The 1,966-nt window shown below is 75.0% G+C and carries 2 protein-coding genes; one reads left to right on the top strand and one right to left on the bottom strand.

Translation table 11 applies throughout. The annotated features are described in order from the left end of the window. Positions 1-92: 92 nt before the first annotated feature. Entirely contained in the window at positions 93-1,079 is a 987-nt protein-coding gene (locus tag L1885_RS27720) for a LacI family DNA-binding transcriptional regulator (protein WP_235799893.1), read from the bottom strand. Positions 1,080-1,311: 232 nt separating this feature from the next. On the opposite strand from L1885_RS27720, the gene L1885_RS27725 reads away from it, so the two are divergent. Further along, a partial coding sequence (locus tag L1885_RS27725) for an ROK family protein (protein ID WP_235799894.1) occupies positions 1,312-1,966 on the top strand: 655 nt, incomplete at its 3' end.

Here is a 1,966-nt window from a genome sequence, read left to right on the forward strand (position 1 = left end):
CGGCGGGCGGCGGAGGTGCGCGGCAGGGGCGTGCGGGGGAGGTGCGCGACGGGCGCCCGACGCGCGGCCGGGGTCCTCGCGAGCCGGGGCCGTCAGTCCGAGGGGGTCAGCTCGCCCGAGCCGCGGGTGATCAGCCGGGTCGGCAGCACCACCCTCGACGGGGCCTCCGCCGCGCCGTCCAGCCGGTGGAACAGGCGCTCGGCCGCGGTGCGCCCGAGCGCCGCCGCGTCCTGCGCCACCACCGTGACGCCGGGGTCGAGCAGGTCCGCCAGCTCGATGTCGTCGAAGCCGACCAGCGCGACCGAACGCGACCGACCGGCCAGGACGCGCACCGCGGTGACCGTCACGCGGTTGTTGCCGGCGAAGATCGCCGTGACCGGGTCGGGGGCGTCGAGCATGGTCACGACCGCCTCGCGCACCCGGTCCGGATCGGTCGTGCCCAGCGAGATCCAGCCCGGCTCGATGACGAGCCCCGCGTCCGCCATCGCCGCACGGTAGCCGCGCAGCCGCTCGGCGGCGGTGTGGATGGTCGACTGGTCGCCGATGAAGCCGATGCGGCGGTGCCCGTGCGCGACCAGGTGGGCCGTGCCGTCCCGGGAGCCGCCGAAGCTGTCGGACAGCACGGTGTCGGCCTCGATCCGCCCGGCGGGGCGGTCGACGAACACCGTGGCGACGCCCGCCTTGATCTCCGGCTCCAGGTAGCGGTGGTCGTGGCCCGCGGGCACCACGATCAGCCCGTCGACGCGGCGCGCGCACAGCGCCAGCACGAGTTCCTGCTCCCGCTCGGGGTCCTCGGCGCTGGAGCCGTTGATCAGCAGCGCGCCGTGCGAGCGGGCCACCTCCTCGACCGCGCGGTTGAGCGGACCGTAGAAGGGGTCCGCGAGATCCTCGATCACGAGTCCGATGCTCGCCGTACGCCCCTTGCGCAGCACGCGCGCCGAGTCGTTGCGCCGGAAGCCCAGCGCCTCGATGGCCTCCTGCACACGCCGCTCGGTGTCCGGTGTGACACCGGGCTCCCCGTTGACGACACGGGACACCGTCTTCAGGCCCACACCGGCCCGCGCCGCCACGTCCTTCATGGTCGGTCTGGTGCCGTAACGCGGTTCCGGACGGGGGCGGCGGGGGGATTCGGCCACAGTGTGCTGTCCTGTCGGGTCTGTGTCGCGGGTCGGTTTGCCTTCAAGAGCTGTGGCGACGAGCATAGGCCCTGGACAACGTTGTCAGGTGAATGGAGACTGTTCACCTGATTCGCAGGTCCGCCCCCGTCCCCCGTGCGGCCGGACCGTATCGAGCCCTGGAGACCACACACCGATGCATACCGACCACGTCGCCGCGCTCGACATCGGCGGCACCAAGATCGCCGGCGCGCTGGTCGACGGCGAGGGCGGCATCCTCGTGCGCGCGCAGCGGCCGACCCCCGCGACGGAGAGCGGCGAGACGATCATGGCCGCGGTCGAGGAGGTCTTCCGCGAGCTCCGGGCCGACCCGCTCTGGGGCAGGGCCACCGCCGTGGGCATCGGCAGCGCGGGCCCGGTCGACGCGACGGCCGGCACGGTCAGCCCCGTCAACGTCCCGGGCTGGCGCGGTTTCCCGCTCGTGGAGCGGGTCCACGCGGTGAGCGGCGGACTGCCGGTCACGCTCGTCGGCGACGGAGTCGCCATCGCGGCGGCCGAGCACTGGCAGGGCGCGGCGCGCGGCCACGACAACGCGCTGTGCATGGTGGTCTCCACGGGTGTCGGCGGCGGGCTCGTCCTGGGCGGCTCCCTGCACCCCGGCCCCACCGGCAACGCGGGCCACATCGGCCACATCAGCGTCGACCTCGACGGCGACCTCTGCCCGTGCGGCTCCCGCGGCTGCGTCGAACGGATCGCGAGCGGCCCCAACATCGCCCGGTGGGCGGCGGGCGCGGGCTGGCGTCCGGGGCCGGACGGCGACGCGAGCGCCGCGGCCGTGGCCGCCGCCGCGG

Source organism: Streptomyces fuscigenes (genome assembly GCF_021556455.1).
Lineage (GTDB): Bacteria > Actinomycetota > Actinomycetes > Streptomycetales > Streptomycetaceae > Streptomyces > Streptomyces fuscigenes.